Source organism: Microbacterium sp. che218 (assembly GCF_040436305.1).
GTDB lineage: Bacteria > Actinomycetota > Actinomycetes > Actinomycetales > Microbacteriaceae > Microbacterium > Microbacterium algihabitans.
Genome location: NZ_AP031501.1, coordinates 3,116,358 through 3,132,714, shown reverse-complemented (window position 1 = coordinate 3,132,714; position 16,357 = coordinate 3,116,358). Strand labels below are relative to the sequence as shown.

Below are 16,357 nucleotides of genomic sequence, written 5' to 3'. Positions count from 1 at the left end.
CGCGGACTCCCTCACCCGCCCGCCGCCACCCTTGCTTGCAGGGAAGCGGCATCGCGCCCTGTTTTACTGGCCGCATGTCGACCGCCCGCCGCACGGCCTTCTTCATCACGCTCGTCCTCGGTGCGGCTCTCGCCGTGATCACGGTGTGGCCGCAACTCGTCGGTGCGCAGCGGCTGCAGGTGGTCGCGCAGCTGATCCCGTTCCGCGGACCTCTCGCGCTGGCGTTCGCCGTGCTGGCGGCCGTCGCTGCGCTCGTCGCCGTGCTCCGACGTCGGTGGGCCGTGTCCGCGGCGCTTGCGATCGTGCTCGCGGCGGCATCCCTCGGCAACGGCGCGGTGCTGCTGACTCGCGGCTTCGGCGGATCGACTGCCGACGGCGAAGTCGTCGTGGCCGCGTGGAACACCTACGGCGGCGGCGCCTCACCCGACAGCATCGCGCGGCTGGTGCGCGAGACGGGCGCGGACGTGGTCGTCCTCCCCGAGACCGACGCCGTGGCAGCGGCGACCGTCGTCGACATCCTGTCCGGCGACGGCATCGCCATGACAGCGGTCACGCGAGAAGCCGATCCGGGCGACGACCCCATTCCGACCTCGCTCCTGCTCGCCACGTCGATGGGGCCGTACGCCCTCGACGAGTCGGCCGGCTCGACGCCGGGAGTACCGAGCGGCGTGTTCCGCCCCGTCGGCGGTGACGGGCCGACGATCGTCGCCGCGCATCCGCTGCCGCCGTTGCCCCTCATCATGACGGAGTGGACGGAGGGGATGGATTGGGTCGCGGCGCAGTGCACGGGTCCCGATGTCATCCTCGCGGGCGACCTGAACTCGACCCTCGACCACCTCGCGGGTCTCGGCGAGGGCGAGGCGACGGTGGGCGGATGCCGGGATGCCGCCGCCGACGCGGGAGCGGCCGCGCTCGGCACGTGGCCCGTGCGCCTGCCGACGGGTCTCGCCGCACCGATCGACCACGTGCTCGTCGGATCCGCGTGGGACGTCCGTTCGTTCGAGGTCCGCACCGACTTCGACACGGCCGGCAGCGATCACCGCCCGATCGTGGCGACGCTGTCGCGCCGGTGAGCGACGCGGAGCGAACCTAGCCGCCCAGGCCCTTCCACTCCGTCGTCCCGTCGGCCTCGACCTGTCGTTTCCACACGGGCAGGTCGGTCTTGATCGTCTCGATCACGGTGCGGCACACCTCGAACGCCTCGGCGCGATGACCGGATGCCACAGCGATGACGACGGCGGCCTCCCCCACGCCCAACCGGCCCACGCGGTGGCTGACGGCGACGATCGCGTCGGTGCCGGCGGTCGCGTTCTCGGCGATGCGCTGCAGCGCCTCCTCGGCGTCGGGGTGCGCGCTGTACTCGAGCGCGACGACCGTGCCCGTGGCGTCGGGATCGATGTCGCGCACGCGCCCGACGAAGGTCGTGACGGCGCCCGACGAGGAGTCCTCGACGGCATCGAGGTGCGCGTCGAGGTCGAGAGGCGTCTCGGACAGGCGGGCGATGCGGACGGCGCTCATGCGTGGTCTCCTCCGGAGAGCTGGTCGAGCACGTGGGGGGCGAGCTCGGCGATGACGGCGATCCCGGATGCCACGGCGCGGGTCGACCCGGGCAGGTTGACGATCAGGGTGCCGGGGTCGACGATCCCCGCGAGGCCCCGCGAGATGACGGCCATGGGCGTGTCGGCGAGGCCCCGCCGACGCAGCTCCTCGGCGATGCCGGGGATCTCGCGGTCGAGCACGCGTGCCGTGCCCTCGGGTGTGCGGTCGGTGGGGGCGATGCCCGTGCCGCCGGTCGTGACAACGAGACCCGGTCCCGCCGCGACCAGCGCGCGCAGCGCGGTCTCGACGCTGTCGGCCCCATCGGGCACGACGACCGCGTCGTCGCAGTCGAACCCCGCCTCGCGCAGCAGCGACACGGCGAGGGGTCCTCCGCGGTCTTCGCGCAGCCCTGCGGCGGAACGGTCCGAGACGGTCAGGACGCGAGCGTGATGAGGCACGCGGCTCAGCCTAGGCCGAGGGGGCCGCGGTCGTCTCGACCTCGGCGATCTCCGGCGCGATACGCCCGGCCTTCGCCTTCGGCTCGAGGTCTTCGCGCTGCACGTGCTCGGCGGCGGCGGTGATGCGCCGGGCCATGCCGCTGAAGATCAGCCCGTGGAACGGCAGCACCGACAGCCAGTAGAGGCGCCCCGCGAGCCCCGTCGGGAAGAACAGGGCGCGCTGGTCGAACCGCGCCCCCTCCCCCTCGGGGGTCGCCCGCAGCTCGAGCCAGGCCCCACCCGGCACCTTCATCTCGGCGCGCAGGCGCAGCAGGTGACCGGGTTCGATGGCCTCGACGCGCCAGAAGTCGAGGGCATCGCCCACGGTGACCACCGAACGACTGCGCCGGCCGCGGGCGAGGCCCACGCCACCGACGAGGCGGTCCATCCAGCCGCGGATCGCCCACAGCAACGGCGAGGAGTACCAGCCGTTCTCGCCGCCGATCCCCTCGATCACCGACCACAGCTGGGCCGAGCTCGCCTTCGTCGTCATGGTGCGGATGTCGGTGTACACCAGCCGACCCGACCACTCCGGGTCGCTGGGCAGCGGGTCGCTCGGGGCGCCCGACACCTCGGAATCCTGCCAACTGGTCTCGATCGCGTCGTCGTTCACGCGCCCCAGCGCGCGGCGCACGGCCTCGCGGTACGGCATGAGCCCGCCGTCTGGCCGCGGAACGAGATCGTCGATCGAGCGGTCCTTCACCACGCAGTCGTTCTGCAGCGACTCGACGAGCGGGCGCGCGATCGCCTTGGGGATCGGGGTGACGAGGTTGACCCAGTGCGAGGCGAGGCGCGGGGTGAGCACCGGCAGCGACGCGATCGCGCGCTGCGGGAGCCCCGCCTCCATGGCGTAGCCGTTCATCATCTGGCCGTAGCGCAGCACGTCGGGGCCGCCGATGTCGACGGCGCGGTTGACGTTGGGGGCGACGCGCGCGGCGCCGAGCAGGTAGTGCAGCACGTCGCGCACGGCGATCGGCTGGATGTGGTTGCGCACCCACTTGGGCGCCGGCATGTACGGCAGCACGTCGGTGAGGTGGCGCACCATCTCGAACGAGGCCGAGCCCGAGCCGATCACGACACCCGCCTGCAGCACGAGGGTGGGCACGCCGCTGCGCAGCAGGATCTGCCCCACCTCGACGCGCGAGCGCAGGTGGGCCGAGAGCGTGGCGTCATCGGGGTGGAGCCCCCCGAGATACACGATGCGCGAGACGGATGCCGCAGAGGCCGCGTCGGCGACGGTCTGGGCCGCGACCCGGTCGGTGGCCTCGAAGTCGCGGGCGCTGCCCATGGAGTGGATGAGGTAGTAGAGCACGTCGACGCCCTCGACCGCGGCGCGCACGGCGTCGGCGTCGGTCGCGTCGCCCGCGGCGGTCTCGACGTCGTCTCCCCACGGGAAGGCACCGACGCGTCGTGGATCGCGCGCGAGCACCCTCACCCGGTAGCCCGCCGAGAGCAGCCGCGGCACGAGCCGTCCGCCCAGATAGCCCGTGGCCCCGAGGACCAGGGCGAGGGGTGCGGACCCGTCGGATCGCGGCTGCGCGACCAGGGCTGGTTCGCGGCCGGTGGGGGCGGAGAGCTCGCTCATGCCGGTCACGGTACGCCGCCCCTCCGACATCGACGGGGGCTTGACCTCCGGCGGAGAGGTCCTCGGAACCGGCCGCTAGCAAATCGCCCGGCGCAACGCCTGGACTGGAAACGCGAGCGCGATGGGGGTAACGGTAGAAGGATGAACGAGAAATCCCCCTCGGCATCCGGAGCCCCCCGGCTCGAGGTCGACGACGTCATCGTCGTCGACACCAAGCGCGTGCGCACCGCCATCGGCGGCACCGTCGTCGGCAACTTCATGGAGTGGTTCGACTTCGGCATCTACGGCTACCTCGCCGTGACGCTGACCGCGGTCTTCGCCTCCGACGTCCCCGCCCCATGGGGCCTGCTCGTCACCCTCCTCGGTTTCGCGATCTCGTTCCTGGTCCGCCCGTTCGGCGGGTTCGTGCTCGGCCCCCTGGGTGATCGCATCGGCCGGCAGAAGGTGCTGTTCCTGACGATGGCCATGATGGCCTCGGCGACCGCGCTGATCGGCATCCTGCCCACCTCGGCCCAGATCGGGCTCTGGGCGATCATCCCGCTCTACCTGCTGAAGATGATCCAGGGCTTCTCCACCGGCGGCGAGTACGCCGGGGCCACGACCTACGTGTCGGAGTTCTCCCCCGACAAGCGCCGCGGTTTCTGGTCGTCATGGCTCGACGTCGGTTCGTACGTCGGCTTCGCCGCCGGCGCCTCGGCCGTCGCGATCACCACCGCCATCACCACGTCGATCTCGGGCGAGAACGCGATGATCGACTACGGCTGGCGCATCCCGTTCCTTCTCGCCATCCCGCTCGGCATCGTGGCGATCTACTTCCGCCTGCGCATCCCCGAGACGCCCGCCTTCGAGCAGGGCGGATCGACCGAGATCGACGCGAGCGACCCGATGGCCCGGCAGGGCCTCGTCGGCATCGTCCGCCACCACTGGAAGGCGCTGCTGATCGGCATCGCGCTCGTGGCCGCGACCAACACCGCCGGCTACGCCCTCACGAGCTACATGCCGACCTACCTCGAGAAGGAGGTGGGCGTCTCGAACATCACGGCGGCGGTGGCGACGGTTCCCGTGCTGCTGGTGATGTCGGCAGCCCTCCCGCTCATCGGGCGGTTGAGCGACCGCATCGGCCGCAAGCCCGTGTACGCGATCGCCGCGGGCTCGGCCCTGGTGCTGCTGGTGCCGGCGTTCCTCATCATGCAGATCGGCGAGCTGTGGGCAGTCATGATCGCGCTGTGCCTGGCGGCCGTGCCGGTGGCGTTCTACGTCGCCATCTCGGCATCCGCTCTGCCGGCGCTCTTCCCCACGGCCTCGCGCTTCGGGGCGATGGCCGTGGCCTACAACATCGCCGTCTCGCTCTTCGGCGGCACGACGCCGCTGTTCAGCCAGGCGCTGATCGACCTCACCGGCAACACCCTCATGCCGGCGTTCTACATCATGTTCTTCGCCGCGCTCGGGCTCGTCGCACTCCTGGCGATGAGCGAGACGGCCAAGCGCCCGCTCCTCGGGTCGCTGCCCACGGTCGAGACGCCGGCGGAGGCCGAGGCCCTCGTTGAGGGACAGGACGAAGACCCCTTCCTCGACACCTCGACCATGCCGCTGGCGATCCGCCGTTCGTAGCGGCGGCGTGAGGGGGCGGATGCCGGAGACCTCGGCATCCGCCCCCGTCCACGTTCGCGGGGTCAGCGCCGGCGGCTATTGCCGAACAGTCCGCGGATGACGCCGTTGACGATGCTCTTCGTGGCCCCGCGACCGAGCAGGCCGTCGAGCCCCGAGGCGGGCGCGCTCGTGCGGCTGCGCGGAGCGGCCGTCGACTTCAGGATGCGGTCGTACTCCCGCTGGGCTTTCTTCTGCGCCTCGGCGTTGGCCTTGTCGATCGCCGCCTTCTGCTTGGCGTACTCGGCGGCGTCGGCGGCCTGCTTCTTCGCCCGCTCGTCCGCTTCGCGCGCCTCGGTCGCCGCCTGCATGCGCGCGCCCAGGATCTCGCGAGCCGACTCGCGGTCGATGGGCGTGCCGTAGGTCGAGAAGAGGGCGGATGCCGTCACGGTCGCGGCCATCGTGTCGGCGGCGATCGGCGACATCGAGGCGCGGGGCGCGAAGATGCGCGTCCACGCGACAGGGGTGGGTGCCCCCCGCTCGCTCATCACGGTGATGATGGCCTCACCCGTACCGAGCTCCTGCAGCACCCGCTCGAGGTCGTAACCCGAGTCGGGGTAGGTGCGCACGGAGGCGCGCAGCGCGGTGGCGTCGTCGGGGGTGAAGGCGCGCAAGGCGTGCTGCACCCGCGAGCCGAGCTGCGCGAGCACGTCTCCCGGCACGTCCTTCGGCGTCTGCGTCACGAAGAAGACGCCCACGCCCTTCGAGCGGATGAGCCGGACGGTCTGCGTGATCGCCTCGAGGAACGCCTTCGACGCGTCGCGGAACAGCAGGTGCGCCTCGTCGAAGAAGAACACCAGCTTCGGCTTGTCGACATCGCCCACCTCGGGCAGCACCTCGTAGAGCTCCGCCAGCAGGTACATGAGGAACGTCGAGTACAGCTCGGGGCGGGCGGCGACGTTCGGCACCTCGAGCAGGCTGACGATGCCCGCGCCCGAGGCGTCGGTGCGCAGGAAGATCGAGACGTCGAGCTCGGGCTCGCCGAAGAAGGTCTCGGCCCCGGCGGCCGAGAACGCGACGAGCTCGCGCAGGATCACGCCCGCGGTGGCCGCCGACAAGCCACCGATGCCCTTCAGTTCGGCCTTTCCCTCATCTCCCGTGAGGAAGGTCAGCACCGCCCGCAGGTCGGACAGGTCGACGAGTGCGAGCCCCTTCTGATCGGCGTAGTGGAACACGAGCCCCAGGCTCGACTCCTGCGTGGCGTTGAGTCCGAGCACGCGGCTGAGCAGCAGCGGGCCGAAGCCCGACACCGTGGCGCGCACGGGGATGCCCGAGCCCACGTCGTCGCCGAGCGCGAAGAACTCCACGGGGAACGCCCGCGCCGACCAGTCCTGGCCGAGGGCGGCGGTGCGCGCGGAGAGCTTCTCGCTCGGAGTCCCCGCGGCGGCCAGGCCCGACAGATCGCCCTTGATGTCGGCGGCGAACACCGGAACGCCGTTCTCCGACAGCTGTTCGGCGAGCAGCTGCAGGGTGCGCGTCTTGCCCGTGCCGGTGGCACCGGCGACGAGGCCGTGGCGGTTCGTCATGGCCAACGGAATGCGCACGGGCACGGCGGGCACCGGTCCTCCGTTCACGAGCACGCCGAGATCGAGGGCTGCGCCGGTTCCGGCGTACCCGGCGGCGATCCCGGCGACCTGCGCCTCGCTCAGGGGCGCGTCGGGCGAGGGGGTTCCGGATGCCGCGGGGGGTGCGGGAGCGGTGGGGGTTTCGGTAGCGGCGGGTTCCGCGGGGGCGGCGGGCGTCGCCGCGGTGGGCGCGCCACCGGTCGTCGCCGGCGCAGCCTCGGAAGCGGCCGCTGCCGCGGGGCTGGAGGCCCGGTTCGCGGCGTCCGTCGACTGAGGCTCCGACGCGGATCGGGCCCGTGCGGCGGCGGCTTCCGCCGCGGCGAGTTCCGCACGCGCCCGCGCGAGCCTCACTTCTGCTTCGGCGGCCTCCGCCTCGGCGCGAAGACGCGCGAGATCGGCATCGGCTGCGGTCGGATCGGAGGGCACGGCACCGGGCTCGCTCATGCGCGTCAGCCTACGACGAGGTCGCGGCCTCGGCATCCGCCTTGCGCGCGCGTCTGATGGCCAGTCGGTCCTCGTCGCGAGCACGCAAGCGCGAGAACGCCGCGGCCATGATCAGCGCGGCCCCCGCGCCCAGCAACGCGCCGCCGAGAGTGTCCGAGAGCCAGTGCGCGTGCAGGTACGTACGGCTGAAGGCCATGAGCACGACCCACGCGACGCCGACGATGCGCACCCACACCTTCGGGAACAGCACCGCCGCCACCACGGCGATCGTCGCGGCGTTGGCCGCGTGCCCCGAGGGGAACGAGCCGAAGTCGCTGAGGATGAGGATGTCTTCCGGGCGCGCGCGCCCGAACGTGTGCTTGAGCGCCTGCACGAGCAGTGCACTGCCGACCGAGGCGCTCAAGAAGTACAGCGCCGACCATCGTCGTCGCGAAAGGAACAGCGCGGCCGCACCCAGAACGGGCACGATCACCACCGCCGTGAGGTGGCCGCCGACGGTGTCCATGAAGATCGCGAAGACGTACACCGGCTGCGACGGGGCCGAGGCGAAGAGCTGGTTCCACCACGTGTCGATCGCGAAGGGGCTGGGGCCGCGGAAGAACACCCACGCGCCCAGACCGCACGCCAGAGCGACGAGCACGATGCCGACGGTGGCGCGAAAGCGCTGCGGGCGCGTGTCGAGCACGTCCTGAGTCGCTGTGGCATCCATCGCCTCATGATGCCGGGTCGGCGCCACCGAGGGAATGGCCCCCGTCAGCGCGGGGCGAGCGGGGGCCGTTCTGCTACTGTGTGCGCTCCCACGGAGCCGAGGGTTACGGTGCGAGACGCTCGACGGTGCGCGGGCGCACCAGCAGCCACAGCGAGAGCACGCCGATGACCGCGCAGCCCAGCATGACCGAGGCCATGGTCGTGGCGGTGATGCCCGAGCCGACCGACAGCAGTCCGACCAGCGGCGAGATGATGCCGGCGATGCCGAAGTTCGCCGCGCCGATGATCGACTGCGCCGTGCCGGCCGCCTTGCCGTGGCGATCGAGGGCCAGCACCTGGGCGCAGGGGAAGGTGAACCCGCACGCGGTCATGAAGAAGAACAGCGGAATGATCGTGCCCCACAGGCCCAGCCCCAGCTGGTCGGTCAGCACGATCGCCCCGCCGGCGAGCACGAGAACCGCCGTCGAGACGGCCAGCACCCACTGGGGCCCGAAGCGCGCCGCCAGACGCGAGGCGATCTGCACGCCCACGACGACGCCGATCGAGTTGGCCGCGAACAGCACGCCGTACTGCTGGGCGTTGAAGCCGTACGACACCTGGAACAGGAACGACGACGCCGACAGGTACGAGAACAGGCCCGAGAAGGTCATCGCGCCGATGACGAGCACGCCGATGAAGACGCGGTCGCGGAAGACGCTGCCGTAGCGCTGCCACACGGTGGTCGAGCCGGGGCCCCCACGACGGGCGGCCGGAAGCGTCTCGGGGATGAACAGGATGGCCGAGACCAGCATGACCGCGCCGTAGACGGCGAGCACCACGAAGATGCCGCGCCACGGCATGACCAGCAGCAGGGCGGAGCCGGCGAGCGGAGCGAGCACCGGGGCGACGCCCGACACCATCGCCATGCGCGAGAGCATCACGACGAGGCGCTTTCCGCCGAACAGGTCGCGGATGATCGCCGCGGCGACGACGCCGCCCGCAGCGGCTCCGGCACCCATGAGCACGCGCGCGATCGAGAGGGTCTCGAGCGTCGGGGCGAGAGCGGCGAACACACTCGCGATGACGTGCAGCGCGGTCACCGACAGCAGCGGCATGCGGCGGCCGACCTTGTCGCTGAGGGGGCCGACGATCAGCTGGCCCAGTGCGAAGCCGATCATCGTGCCGGTCAGCGTGAGCTGGATCGCGGCCGCGGTGGTCTGGAAGTCGGCCTCGAGGGTGGGGAAGGCCGGCAGGTACAGGTCGATCGTGAAGGGCCCGAGGGCCGTCAGTGCACCGAGCACGATGATGTAAAGCAGGCGGCGCGACGACGGGATCGCGTCGCCCGGGTGCAGCACGATCGGCGCGGTGGCGGGGTTCTTGCCGAGCGCGCGGATGGCGCCGGTGTGCGTCTGCGCGGAGCGGGAGTCGGAGGAGACGACGGGAACGGAAGCAGTATCGAGCACAGGGGATTCGTTTCGCAGCACGGACAGCCCGAACGGGTCGGGCTGAAAAAGTTTGGGGGGATATCGAACCTCGAATCGATTCGACTTCGTTCATACTAGCGCGCAGACCCCCTGCGCCACCATCCGGGCTCGCGGGTTCCTCCCAGGCCGTCAGCTCATTCACCCGAATAAAATGGACCCGTCGGCGGCTGCCGATGCGTCCCGCCCCCGAGAGAGACGAACACAGCGCATGACCTCTTCCTCCGACAAACGTGCCAGCGGAAACCCGGCTAAACAGGCGCAGATCGACCTCACCGTGAAGCAGCAGCGCGAGCAGAAGCGCCAGGAGAAGCTCGCGGAGTACCAGAAGCAGGTCGCGAAGCGGAAGCGCGGGAAGCTCGTGTGGTGGGTCGTCGGCTCCACCGCCGCCATCGTGGTGATCGGCCTGGTCGTGGCGTCGTTCGCCTTCGCCCCCGCTCCCCCGACCAGCTACCAGGCGGGCAACAGCACCGGCCGCGAGATCGACGGCGTGCAGACGTTCGAGAACCGCTCCGATCACGTGCAGGGCACCGTCACCTACGAGCAGACCCCGCCCGCGGGTGGCCCCCACAACCCGATCTGGCTGAACTGCGGTGTCTACACCGAGCCCCAGCAGAACGAGAACGCGGTGCACTCCATGGAGCACGGCGCCGTCTGGATCACCTACGACCCCGAGCGCGTCGACGCGGCCGGGATCGACGCCCTCAAGGCCGTCATGCCCTCAAGCTACGCCCTGCTCTCCCCCTACCCCGGCATGGACACCCCCGTCGCGGTCAGCGCGTGGAACCACCAGCTGAAGGTCGACGACCCGTCCGACCCGCGCATCTCGGAGTTCTTCACCGAGTTCTGGCGCAGCCAGAACGCCCCCGAGCCGAACGCCGCGTGCTCCGGTGGAGTGAACGGCCCGGGCCGGGCCTGATGACCGACGACACCCCGGTCGCGCGCCCCGCCGTCCGGTGGGCCGTCGTCGCACTGGTCGTCGTGGCGATCGTGGCCGTGGCGTTCGCGATCGGACGCTTCACGGCGTTCGGCGCGACCGCCGCGCCCGCGCATCCCTCCGAAACGTCGGCGGATGCCGGATTCGCACGCGACATGCAGGTGCACCACACGCAGGCGGTGCTCATGGCGATGGAGATCTACCGCAAGACCTCCGACGACGAGCTGCGCAGCCTCTCGTACGACATCGCCACCGCCCAGTCAGGCCAGCGCGGCGAGATGTACGGGTGGCTCGTCGAATGGGGGCTCCCCCAGTCGTCGTCGCAGCCGCTCATGACGTGGATGGAGAAGTCGGGCGAGCACAGCCACGGCGACACCGCCACGCTCACCGAGCAGCAGCTGCTCGACGAGATGGGCATGGCGACCGACGCGCAGCTCGACGAGCTCCGCAGCGCCGAAGGCCAGCCCGCCGACTGCCTGTTCCTGCAGCTCATGATCCGCCACCACGAGGGCGCGATCCCCATGGCGCAGGCCGTCATCGAGCTCGGCAGCGATCCCCGCGTCAAGGAGGTCGCCGGCGCGATCGTCACCGGCCAGTCGGCCGAGCTCGACGCGATGCGCGACATCCAGTCGCGCCTGGGCTGCAGCGCCTGACCGCCCCCGGCGCGCCGCGCCCCGCGATCCGGACCGCCCGCGCCTCGCGGCATCCGCCCCGCCCCACCCGTCAACGCGATCCACTCACGTAAAGGCTCTCTCCTCGCGTTCATGCGAGCGGATGCCGTTTATGCACGCGCCACCCGGCCGAACGACCCCGCCACCCGGGCACCCCGCCACCGGGCGCCCCGCCACCCACCGACCGCCGGGAACGACGAACGGGCGCGACACCCGTCCGGATGCCGCGCCCCTTCGGTCGTGACGGGCTCAGCCCTTCGTCGCTCCGGCCAGCAGGCCGCGCACGAAGAAGCGCTGCAGCAGGAAGAACACGATCAGCGGCACGAGGATCGAGATGAACGTGCCCGCGGACTGCAGGAACCACTGGTCGCCCCAGGTGCCCGACAGCGAGTTCAGCGATTGCGTCAACGGCAGAGACGACGATGGCGCGAAGATCGTCGCCACCAGCAGGTCGTTCCACACCCAGATGAACTCCAGCACCGCGAACGAGGCGAGCGCGGGGGCCGCGAGCGGGAGGATCAGGCGGAAGAAGATCTGCCCGTGACCGGCCCCGTCGACGCGCGCGGCCTCGATGACCTCGGCCGGGATCTCGGCGATGAAGTTGTGCAGCAGGAAGATCGCCAGCGGCATCGCGAAGATCACGTGCGCGATCCACACGGTGGCGAAGCTGTGCTCCACGCCGCGCAGGTCGAAGCCCGGGAAGATCGTGACCTCGTTGATCGTCAGCCCGCGCGAGAACAGGCTCAGCAGCGGCACGAGGGCCATCTGCAGCGGCACGATCTGCAGCGCGAAGATGAAGATGAAGAAGAAGTTGCGACCCTTGAAGTCGATCCAGGCGAAGGCATACGCGATGAGCGAGGCGACCGCGAGGGCGAACAGCACGACCGGGATCGTGATCGCCAGCGAGTTCACGAACGACTGCGCCAGCGTCAGAGCGGTTCCGCCCGAGGTCAGCGCGAGACGGTAGTTGTCCAGCGTGAACGCCGGGTCGACGAACACGGTCCACCAGCCGGTGGACTGCGTGTCGGAACCCGGACGGAACGACGTGATGAACAGACCGAACGTCGGGATCGTCCAGAAGAAGGCGATCACGATCGCCGCGATCGTCGCGCCCTTCGAGGTGAGGCGCTTGCGCGCCATCGCCTCGTGCTTGCGCGTGTCGCGGGCGACCTGGCGGGCCGAGCGGTTGTCGGTGGTGGGCTCGATCACCACGGTGGAGGTGGTCATCGCACTTCCCTCTGCTTCCGGATCTGGCGCACGTTGAAGATGATCAGCGGCAGCACGAAGATGAACAGCACCACGGCCAGCGCTGCGGAGTGCCCGTAGCTCTGGAATCGCTGCTGCTGGTTGACCATCTCGAAGGCGAGGACGGTCGAGTCGTTACGTCCACCGGTCATGACGGCGACGATGTCGTAGATCTTCAGCGCACCGATCGCGATGGTGGTCAGCACGACGATGAGCGACGAGCGGATGCCGGGGACGGTGACGTTGATGAAGCGCTCCCAGGCGCTCGCTCCGTCGAGCTCGGCGGCCTCGTTCTGCTCCGGCGGAACGGCCTTGATGGCCGCGGACAGGATCACCATGGCCAGACCCGTCTGGCTCCAGATGAAGACCACGACCAGCAGAAGGGTGTTCACCAGCGGCGCCGCCGACAGCCACGAGATCGGCTGGCCACCGAAGGCCGTGACGATCGCGTTCAAGACGCCGAGCTGGTCGCCCTGGCGGAAGTCGTAGACGAACTTCCAGATGATTCCGGCGCCGACGAATGAGATCGCGAACGGCATGAAGATGAGGACCTTGAGGTACTTCTCGCCCGCGGCCCGGTCGATGAAGACGGCGTACGCGAGACCGATAGCGGTGGCGATGGTCGGGGCCAGCAGCACCCAGATGAGGGTGTTGATGACCGACCAGAAGCCCTCGGGGTTCGTGAAGGTCCAGATGTAGTTCTCGAAGCCGACGAAGTTGTCGCCCGTCTTGTCGAAGAACGACTGGAAGAACGTGGTGATGGCCGGGTAGACCAGGCCGATCAGCAGGAGGATCGCCGCGGGTGCGGCGAAGAGGATGAGCTGGAACAGGTAGCCGGCGCCCTGACGTGAGCGGTAGTCGGCGTAGAAGAGGATCGCGCCCAGGATGACGGCGATGCCGAGCACGTAGACGACGGCGTTCTGGTAGGGGCGCAGCAGCATGAAGGCCAGCACCGGGATCGCGAAGCACGCGATGAGGCGGAGCCAGAAGTATCCCTTGCCCGCGCGCGGCGCGTACTCGATCAGCAGCAGCAGGAGGGCGACCACCACTCCGAACACGACGATGACGAGCGGGATCTGCACGAGGGGGCTCAGGCCGCCCAGCCAGATGAAGAAGCTGTTGAGGGAGAAGCCGAGGGTGGTCGGCTTGGTGTCGGCGGGAGCGCGCGTCACCATGAACAGGAAGAGCGCCACCGCCAGGATGAGGCCCACGAGGACCACGATCGTCGTGGTCCGTCTCGTGGCGGCGGTGCCGCGCGATGCACGGGCCTCTCTGCCACGCGGCGGTGGCGACGCCGCCGGCGTCGTCTCCGCGTTCTTGATGTCGGTCATGACGTCCCTCCCGAACACGTCTTCGTGCCCATCGATCAGTGCCCGTTAGCAACAGGGCGGATGAGAAGTATGGACCCGATGGGCCGCCCGCGTCGCGGACGGCCCACCGGTTGATCTTCCAGGGTCAGTTGTCGTAACCGGCCTGGATGTCGCTGAGCACCTGGTCGGTGGGCGTGCCGTCGATCCAGCTGACCATGCCCTTCCAGAACGAGCCCGAGCCGACGGTGGCCGGCATGAGGTCGGACGCGTCGAAGCGGAGCGTGGTGTTCGGGTCCTGCAGCGTCTTCATCGCCTCGGTGAGGAACTCGCTGGAGGCGAGCGACGGGTCGGCGCCCTTGTTCGCGGAGATGACGCCGCCGAGCTTCACGCGAGCGTTGGCGAAGTCGGGGGTCGACATGAACTCGGCGACCTTCTGGACGGCCTCGTTGTCGGAGAACGTCGCGACGAACTCGCCGCCACCCTCGACAGCCAGCTCGCCCTCCTTGACGCCCGGGAGCAGGAACGCGTAGACGTCGCCGTCGGGGGCGATCGTCGGGGTCGCGCCGGCCGCGGTCTTCACCGTGAGGAAGTTGGCCGAGAGGAACGACGCCTGGTGCGTCATCGGGCAGCTGCCGTCGGCGACCTTCGCGGCCACGTCGGCGAACGCGGTCGAGTTGATGCTCTTGACGTCACCGAAACCGGCGTTGACGTACGAGGGGTTGAGCAGGATGTTGCCGACCGCGTCGAAGGCTTCCTTGATCTGGGGGTCGGTGAACTTGACCTCGTTGGCGACCCACTGGTCGTAGACGTCGGGGCCGGACTGGCGCAGGACCATGTCCTCGATCCAGTCGGTGCCCGGCCAGCCCGACGCGGCGTCGGAGGCGAAGCCGGCGCACCACGGGGCGGCGCCGGTCTTCTGCTGGATGGTCTGCGTCAGGGTCATGAGCTCGTCGAACGTCTTGGGGACCTCGACGCCCCACTCCTTGAACTTCGCCGGCGAGTACCAGACGTAGCCCTTGAGGTTGGCGAGCATCGGGGCGGCGTAGAAGTCGCCGTCCTGGGTGCCGTAGGACTTCCAGTCCTCGCCCCAGTACTGGTCGACGTTCTTCGACACGGTGTCGGACGCCTTCTGGACGTCTCCGGTGCCGATGAGGGTCTTGAGCAGACCGGGCTGCGGGACGATCGCGATGTCGGGGGCGTCGCCACCGGACACCTTCGTGACGATGTTGCCCTCGAAGCTCTTGTCGCCGGTGTAGACGACCTTGATACCGGTGTCCTTGGTGAACTGCTCGAAGCTCTGGTTCAGCGCGTCGGCCTCGGTACCGGTGATGCCGCCGGAGATGCGGACGGTCGTGTCGCCTCCCGAGCCGCTGCCGCTGCCGCCGCTGCTGTCACCTTCGGCGCAGCCTGCGAGGGCGATCGCTCCGACCGCCAGCAGCCCGACGGGAGCCAGCAGGCGATACCGCTGTGACATACCCATGTGATCTCTCCTCTTTGAGTTCAGTGGTGCATCGGAACCTGTCAGGAACCGATTCCAGGCAACCGTAGATGCAAACCCGAGGAGTTGCAACCGGTCCCACATCACGAACAGATAACTCCCGTGAATCCGCGGAATTGCGGCCGGGACAGGACACGAAACCGGTTCCAGTTTGGGTCAATCTCGGATACGCTTCTTCGACGTCGACACGGACGTCGACCACGGGAAGAAAGATCACGCATGAGCGGAATCGCCGATGTGGCACGCCTCGCCGGGGTGTCGAAATCGACCGCGAGCCGTGCTCTCACGGGCGGCGGTTACGTCTCCGACAGCACGCGCCGACGCGTCGCGGACGCCGCGGAATCGCTCGGCTACGTGCCCTCGACGAGCGCGGTGAGCCTGGCCACCGGACGCACGCGCACCATCGCCCTGATCGTGCCGAAGGTCAACCGCTGGTACTTCGGATCGATCGTCGAGGGCGTCGAATGCACCCTCATCCCCCTCGGCTACGACGTCACCCTGTATGTCGCGGAACCCGGGTCCGACGACCGCGAGACGCTGTACTCGACCTACCTCGCCAGAAAGCGGTTCGACGGCATCATCGCCGCGGCCCTCGAGCCCGACGACGCCGATCTCGAGCGTCTCGCCAACATCGGAAAGCCCGTCGTCAGCATCGGTAATCCGTTGACGGGCGTCCCCACCCTCGGCCTCGACAACGTCGCGATCACGCGCAACATCACCGAGCACCTGATCGCGCTCGGCCACACCGACATCGCCTTCGTCGGCAGCACCCCCTCCACCGATGCGCCCGCGAAAGACGTCGACGAACGCTCGATCGGCTACCGCAACACCATGAACGACCACGGCCTGGCCGTGCGCATCCGCAGCGTGCCCGCGACGCTCACCATCACCGACGCGTACGCGGCGGCGGTGTCGTTCCTCGCCGACACGGCGACGCGTCCCACCGGAGTGGTCGCCGCGTGCGACGAGGTCGCGATCGGCGTCATCATCGCCGCGCGCAGGATGGGCATCTCGGTACCGACCGAACTGAGCGTGGTCGGCATCGACGGCCACGACTACGCCGAGATGTTCTCGCTCACCACCGTCGAGCAGTTCCCCGAGGCCCAGGGCGTCGAGGCCACCCGCCTTCTGCTGTCGATGATCGAGGGCACCAGTCAGCCGCCGTGGCGCACGCCCGCCGAGACCCGTCTCGTGGTGCGCGCCTCCACCGCACCCCCGCGACCGGTCTGAGCCACGCCGGCCCGAACGACC

Annotated in this window: 14 protein-coding genes; 5 read left to right on the top strand and 9 right to left on the bottom strand. The window is 69.8% G+C overall.

Translation table 11 applies throughout. The annotated features are described in order from the left end of the window. Positions 1-74 precede the first annotated feature (74 nt). Positions 75-1,073, top strand: coding sequence for an endonuclease/exonuclease/phosphatase family protein (locus ABXS86_RS14725; RefSeq protein ID WP_307213290.1), 999 nt, complete (start codon positions 75-77; stop codon positions 1,071-1,073). 16 nt (positions 1,074-1,089) lie between these two features. Here the strand turns inward: ABXS86_RS14725 and ABXS86_RS14720 are convergent, their stop codons facing one another. From ABXS86_RS14720 to ABXS86_RS14710, 3 genes are read right to left on the bottom strand one after another with little or no spacing between them, the layout of a single operon-like run. Continuing rightward, complete coding sequence (locus ABXS86_RS14720; RefSeq protein WP_353664957.1) at positions 1,090-1,518, bottom strand: molybdenum cofactor biosynthesis protein MoaE; 429 nt, start codon at positions 1,516-1,518, stop codon at positions 1,090-1,092. Beyond that, the gene (locus ABXS86_RS14715; RefSeq protein WP_307213292.1) at positions 1,515-1,997 is read right to left on the bottom strand and encodes a molybdenum cofactor biosynthesis protein B; all 483 of its coding nucleotides are present in this window, start codon (positions 1,995-1,997) and stop codon (positions 1,515-1,517) included. The genes ABXS86_RS14720 and ABXS86_RS14715 overlap by 4 nt, the downstream gene beginning before the upstream one ends. Positions 1,998-2,007: 10 nt before the next feature. Beyond that, complete coding sequence (locus ABXS86_RS14710) at positions 2,008-3,621, bottom strand: SDR family oxidoreductase (protein WP_353664956.1); 1,614 nt, start codon at positions 3,619-3,621, stop codon at positions 2,008-2,010. A 141-nt stretch (positions 3,622-3,762) separates the two neighbouring features. Here ABXS86_RS14710 and ABXS86_RS14705 point away from each other — a divergent pair, with 141 nt between their 5' ends. Then, the gene (locus tag ABXS86_RS14705; protein ID WP_353664955.1) at positions 3,763-5,232 is read left to right on the top strand and encodes an MFS transporter; all 1,470 of its coding nucleotides are present in this window, start codon (positions 3,763-3,765) and stop codon (positions 5,230-5,232) included. Between the two features lie 62 nt (positions 5,233-5,294). On the opposite strand, the gene ABXS86_RS14700 is transcribed toward ABXS86_RS14705, so the two are convergent. From ABXS86_RS14700 to ABXS86_RS14690, 3 genes are all read right to left on the bottom strand, one after another. Beyond that, positions 5,295-7,277, bottom strand: coding sequence for a helicase HerA-like domain-containing protein (locus ABXS86_RS14700; protein WP_353664954.1), 1,983 nt, complete (start codon positions 7,275-7,277; stop codon positions 5,295-5,297). A gap of 10 nt (positions 7,278-7,287) precedes the next feature. Continuing rightward, on the bottom strand, positions 7,288-7,986 hold the full coding sequence (locus ABXS86_RS14695) for a phosphatase PAP2 family protein (RefSeq protein ID WP_307213299.1): 699 nt from the start codon (positions 7,984-7,986) through the stop codon (positions 7,288-7,290). Between the two features lie 103 nt (positions 7,987-8,089). Further along, positions 8,090-9,427, bottom strand: coding sequence for a multidrug effflux MFS transporter (locus ABXS86_RS14690; protein ID WP_353664953.1), 1,338 nt, complete (start codon positions 9,425-9,427; stop codon positions 8,090-8,092). Between the two features lie 229 nt (positions 9,428-9,656). Here ABXS86_RS14690 and ABXS86_RS14685 point away from each other — a divergent pair, with 229 nt between their 5' ends. Both ABXS86_RS14685 and ABXS86_RS14680 read left to right on the top strand, forming a co-directional pair. Then, positions 9,657-10,364, top strand: a complete 708-nt coding sequence (locus ABXS86_RS14685) for a DUF3105 domain-containing protein (RefSeq protein ID WP_307213303.1) — start codon at positions 9,657-9,659, stop codon at positions 10,362-10,364. Then, positions 10,364-11,035, top strand: a complete 672-nt coding sequence (locus ABXS86_RS14680; RefSeq protein ID WP_353664952.1) for a DUF305 domain-containing protein — start codon at positions 10,364-10,366, stop codon at positions 11,033-11,035. The genes ABXS86_RS14685 and ABXS86_RS14680 overlap by 1 nt, the downstream gene beginning before the upstream one ends. 267 nt (positions 11,036-11,302) lie before the next feature. Here ABXS86_RS14680 and ABXS86_RS14675 read toward each other — a convergent pair whose 3' ends face one another. The 3 genes from ABXS86_RS14675 to ABXS86_RS14665 form a co-directional block, all read right to left on the bottom strand. Further along, the gene (locus ABXS86_RS14675) at positions 11,303-12,280 is read right to left on the bottom strand and encodes a carbohydrate ABC transporter permease (RefSeq protein WP_251508692.1); all 978 of its coding nucleotides are present in this window, start codon (positions 12,278-12,280) and stop codon (positions 11,303-11,305) included. Continuing rightward, the gene (locus ABXS86_RS14670; protein WP_373459193.1) at positions 12,277-13,629 is read right to left on the bottom strand and encodes a carbohydrate ABC transporter permease; all 1,353 of its coding nucleotides are present in this window, start codon (positions 13,627-13,629) and stop codon (positions 12,277-12,279) included. The genes ABXS86_RS14675 and ABXS86_RS14670 overlap by 4 nt, the downstream gene beginning before the upstream one ends. 124 nt (positions 13,630-13,753) lie before the next feature. Next, positions 13,754-15,088 (bottom strand): ABC transporter substrate-binding protein, encoded by a 1,335-nt coding sequence (locus ABXS86_RS14665; protein WP_307213308.1) that lies wholly within the window; start codon positions 15,086-15,088, stop codon positions 13,754-13,756. Between the two features lie 237 nt (positions 15,089-15,325). Between ABXS86_RS14665 and ABXS86_RS14660 the strand changes: the two genes are divergently transcribed. Next, positions 15,326-16,336 carry a LacI family DNA-binding transcriptional regulator gene (locus ABXS86_RS14660; RefSeq protein ID WP_353664951.1) on the top strand — a complete coding sequence of 337 codons (1,011 nt, stop codon included), beginning with the start codon at positions 15,326-15,328 and terminating at the stop codon, positions 16,334-16,336. Positions 16,337-16,357: the final 21 nt, after the last annotated feature.

Coding starts and splice junctions, on each gene's coding strand:
- ABXS86_RS14725 (WP_307213290.1), top strand. CDS start 75: ATGTCGACCGCCCGCCGCACGGCCTTCTTCATCACGCTCGTCCTCGGT.
- ABXS86_RS14720 (WP_353664957.1), bottom strand. CDS start 1,518: ATGAGCGCCGTCCGCATCGCCCGCCTGTCCGAGACGCCTCTCGACCTC.
- ABXS86_RS14710 (WP_353664956.1), bottom strand. CDS start 3,621: ATGAGCGAGCTCTCCGCCCCCACCGGCCGCGAACCAGCCCTGGTCGCG.
- ABXS86_RS14705 (WP_353664955.1), top strand. CDS start 3,763: ATGAACGAGAAATCCCCCTCGGCATCCGGAGCCCCCCGGCTCGAGGTC.
- ABXS86_RS14700 (WP_353664954.1), bottom strand. CDS start 7,277: ATGAGCGAGCCCGGTGCCGTGCCCTCCGATCCGACCGCAGCCGATGCC.
- ABXS86_RS14695 (WP_307213299.1), bottom strand. CDS start 7,986: ATGGATGCCACAGCGACTCAGGACGTGCTCGACACGCGCCCGCAGCGC.
- ABXS86_RS14685 (WP_307213303.1), top strand. CDS start 9,657: ATGACCTCTTCCTCCGACAAACGTGCCAGCGGAAACCCGGCTAAACAG.
- ABXS86_RS14680 (WP_353664952.1), top strand. CDS start 10,364: ATGACCGACGACACCCCGGTCGCGCGCCCCGCCGTCCGGTGGGCCGTC.
- ABXS86_RS14675 (WP_251508692.1), bottom strand. CDS start 12,280: ATGACCACCTCCACCGTGGTGATCGAGCCCACCACCGACAACCGCTCG.
- ABXS86_RS14670 (WP_373459193.1), bottom strand. CDS start 13,629: ATGACCGACATCAAGAACGCGGAGACGACGCCGGCGGCGTCGCCACCG.
- ABXS86_RS14665 (WP_307213308.1), bottom strand. CDS start 15,088: ATGGGTATGTCACAGCGGTATCGCCTGCTGGCTCCCGTCGGGCTGCTG.
- ABXS86_RS14660 (WP_353664951.1), top strand. CDS start 15,326: ATGAGCGGAATCGCCGATGTGGCACGCCTCGCCGGGGTGTCGAAATCG.